This window comes from Candidatus Limimorpha sp. (assembly GCF_056203535.1).
In genome coordinates this window covers 1-3,980 of sequence record NZ_JBADWU010000030.1, presented here as the reverse complement: position 1 = coordinate 3,980, position 3,980 = coordinate 1, and the positions used below count along the sequence as shown (strand labels likewise).

Genomic DNA, 3,980 nt, shown 5'->3' with positions numbered 1-3,980 from the left:
TTTGTTCCTTTGTAAACTTCATTTTAAGTCTGTTATTTAGAGTTTGGGCACCCTAAAGATACAGACTTTTAAGGGATTGGACTGATTGGCCAATCCCTTTTTTTAGCCTCTGCGCTCAGACACACTTTTTGGGACAGTATCAAGATATTGGGCAAATAATTGCCCCAAAATTTGCTTATTATCAAATCTAGGGTTAACGCCCACGCCTTCCCAATATTTCCAATCAATGCTGGCTTCAACACGTTTCTCGGTCTTGTCGTCCAGATTGTGATAGAAATCGAGACCCGTCAGCAGTTCCAATTCATCAATGGTGCAGGCCGAAGCCGAAATATCCTGATCTTCAGGCGAATTATACAGCACAAAGCCGATGGCCGAATACGTTCCGTTGACTGGCCCAACCATGCCTTGAAAAAAGCATCGGGCACCACTACCCTATATAAGAACAGAAACACTTATTATATTCAGAATATGCAACAACAAACTGCACTAATTTGCATGTTTGGCATGGTCTAAAGTGCAGTAATTGGTATGGTTTTCCTCAATTTACAGGATCCGGCCATTTCAAACAGATAGCCTCTCACAGGTAGCCTTCGTCTCACTGTTAGGCATAGAATGATTGGCATTGCTGTTTTCTTCATTTGCACTTTGATAATGGGAAAGAGTCATCAGCAAGTCTTGAAAGAAATAGAAATCCATTATTTTGTGATGATGTCACGCAAATCGGAATAGCTGGTAACCACATCGTACGATAAAGAAGAGTCGGCAATGGTCTGGAAATGACGACGGGCACATTCTATCTTCGACCGCTCTGATTCGCGAAGCTGTGATTCTGATAGCGAACCTTTGGTTTCTGCTACAAAGTAGATGTGCTTGATGTCGGCGCCTTCCTTGAACACAATAGCCCAGTCGGGATTGTAATGGCCGGCAGGAGTGTTGATGTAGAAACCTCCAGGGAGTTTGGTATAGACCACCACGTCGGATTCCTTTTCAAGTTCCTTGGCAAAGTTCATCTCTATGCCAGCCGAATCCACCACGACGAGGTCGTAAAGCGACTTCTGTGATTCGAGCGCATTCACACCGAGTTTGCCTTTCAGTGTTGTGTTGCTGAAAATAACAGACTCGTATTGCTTATCAAGCTTATGGTACTTCACATGTTCAATGACAGCTATAGCCTTACATTCATTGATGATGTTTCCGACCTTAACTATGAATTCCTCCGGGTTAACCTTGAATTGGCCGAAAGTCTTAGGACTTATCTTTTGGAGAATGGTGACAATGGCATGACGTGTGAGTTGTGTTTCTTCGACGAGTTTTCCGATTAAATCATATTTGACGGAAGCGCCAATGGTTTCTTCTACTTTCCCATAATACGTGCCATCTTCCATTGCTATCATTGCAGTTCCCGACAAGAGTTGTTCCTTGCTCTTGATTTCGTCACCCAATGTGCCGCCAACAATGCGTATCTCTACTTTCGAAACATGAAGGTGTGCGTCTAATTGCTGCACGGCCTTTTCTATCAGTTCATCAGTCTTAAAGTCAACCGTATAATAGGTCTGATGGTTGATTTTCTTCCAAAGTTCCTGAAATTCCTTACGCGCGAATTTCTGTGAATCGAATTTCGCCTCACGAACCTGTCGGGCATTATCGGGCTTGACGGCATTAGGATTGAAAATGGAATCCAGTTTCTTAACAATATCATCCTTGAAGTTATTGTATTCCTCGCCAAAGTCAAGCACGCCCTGTTGCTTGTCGTCGTAGTATTTGCTCTGCAATTGGCCATGCTTATCGACGTAGCCATTAATTCTTAATGTAAAGATGATGTCATTGGCATCCACATCATTCAGTTTCTTCTGTTCTCCATTTGAATTGGTTACCATCATACCTTCAAACAAAGTATATTGAACTTTGACAGGACGGTCGCCGACAGCTTCTGCAATTTCAGTTTGCAGCTTTGCAGCAAACGAATTGTATGACTCGCTGGCAATGATGGTGAGTTCGTTCACATCGAACACACAACCATGAAGCACATTCTCATCCTGACGTTCGCCAAAACTGTTCACGCAAAGGCGCATGCCACGCCCTACCTCCTGACGTTTCTTGGTCTGGTTGTCGGAGTCCTTCAGAGTGCAAATCTGGAAGACATTAGGGTTATCCCAGCCTTCTTTCAAGGCTGAATGTGAGAATATGAAGCGGGTAGGCTCATCGAAGGAAAGCAGGCGTTCCTTATCTTTCATGATAAGGTCGTAAGCCGACACGTCATTTGAATTGTCCGTTCCGCGCTCCAGCTGACTGTTGATGTAGTTTCCTTTCTTGTCGCGCGAGAAATAGCCGTTGTGTACCTCATGGGAAGTGAATTTCTTGAGATATGACACATAGTCGGTTTCATCTTTGAACAAGTCTAACTGCATGACCTCTTCAACGACTCTATCATATTCCTCTTCAAAAATATCGGCAAATACGCCATTTTTCGTTTTCCCGCCAGCTTCGTACAAACGATAGTTATCAACATGGTCGATGAAGAACAGCGACAGGCACTTGATGCCCATCTTGAACAGCTTGCGTTCCTTTTCGATATGCGACTTGATGGTCTCGCGTATTTGCGCACGACGAATGACAAGCTCATTCACGGCTCCGATTACGTCCCCCTCATAGAGTACCATGCCATTCAGCAGTCGGATGCAACGCTCATAACCATCAATAGATTCAATGCGATAGCCGTTTGAATACTCCTCAAGACTGCCTGACTTCTGATAAATGTCAAAGCCATCCGGCACCAGTTCCGTTACCTGCTTAATGGCATTGGCGGCTCTCTTGTCGAAACCGATTCGGGCACGGGGGTTGCCTTCTGAGAGTTCGATGCTTTCGAGGTAGAGGTAACCATTGGTTGCGGTCGTGCCTTTCTGTTCGATTCCCTTAACGGAAATTTTCTTGACCAGTTTCTGATTGTAGGCATCCATGGCATCGAGACGATACACCATGTTCACAATGTCATCCGCCCTATGGGTTGCACTATAGAGCAAGGTAAACAAGGGATGGAACTCTTTCAGACGATTACGTGTCGCATTATTTCTGTCAGCACCCAAAACCGACTGAGGTTCGTCGATGATAAGGATTGGATTTGTGGATGCAATTACGTCAATAGGTTTACGAGAACGGAAAGCATCCAGCTTCATGTAGATGCGACGGGCGTCCTCGCCACGGGCAGCGAAAGCCTGTGTGTTGATAATCATGACATGCATGTTGCTGTCGGAGGCGAACTGGTCGATCTTGGTCAGCTGTTTTGAATCATACACAAACGACTGGATGCGTTTGCCGTATTCCGCCGCAAAATGTTCACTCATAATCTCAAACGACTTGCAGACACCCTCACGGATGGCAATGGAAGGGACAACAATGATGAACTTGCTCCATCCATAGAGCCGGTTCAACTCATACATGGTCTTGATGTAGGTATAGGTTTTGCCTGTGCCCGTTTCCATCTCAATCGTCAGACGGAGGTCTTTAGGAGCCACATGGTCGCTTGGCTTCAACATGGCCGGAATCTGTATCTTGCGTACATTTTCCGTGAGCTGGATGCTGTCGATGTTCAGCGGAGCATTGCGGAAACCGACAACATCAAAGAACGAACCTTGATTGTCGCTTCCCATATCAAGCGTATATTCATGCAAAGCCGTATTTCTCTGGCCGATAAACACATCCGTCACAGCCTTGGCTGCATCCGACTGGAACTTCTGATTCTTGAATTGCAGTTTCATAAGTTAGGCTTTTAATTTATATTTTTGACATGGATGTTTTGGGGTGCCGGGATAAAGCATTTCCAATATTTTATCCGACAGCATTCTAGTATTTTGTAACACTTAAAAGTTCAATATAGGGTAGAGATGTTTCAGTTTGATTCGGGCATCGACAGTCTTAAACTGCCAATTGACGCTCTTTTGAGCGGCGTTCCTCTCGGTATTCCAAGAAGCAATCTCTTCATT

Annotated in this window: 2 protein-coding genes; both read right to left on the bottom strand. The window is 44.7% G+C overall.

What is annotated here, in order from left to right; genetic code table 11:
- Positions 1 to 102 precede the first annotated feature (102 nt).
- A complete protein-coding gene (locus AC06MN_RS03425; RefSeq protein ID WP_475670953.1) occupies positions 103 to 402 on the bottom strand; it encodes a hypothetical protein in 300 nt (99 codons plus the stop codon).
- A gap of 293 nt (positions 403 to 695) precedes the next feature.
- Positions 696 to 3,755: a type III restriction-modification system endonuclease gene (locus AC06MN_RS03420; protein WP_475670952.1), complete on the bottom strand. Its 3,060-nt coding sequence runs from the start codon at positions 3,753 to 3,755 to the stop codon at positions 696 to 698.
- Between the last annotated feature and the right edge of the window lie 225 nt (positions 3,756 to 3,980).

Coding starts and splice junctions, on each gene's coding strand:
- AC06MN_RS03425 (WP_475670953.1), bottom strand. CDS start 402: ATGGTTGGGCCAGTCAACGGAACGTATTCGGCCATCGGCTTTGTGCTG.
- AC06MN_RS03420 (WP_475670952.1), bottom strand. CDS start 3,755: ATGAAACTGCAATTCAAGAATCAGAAGTTCCAGTCGGATGCAGCCAAG.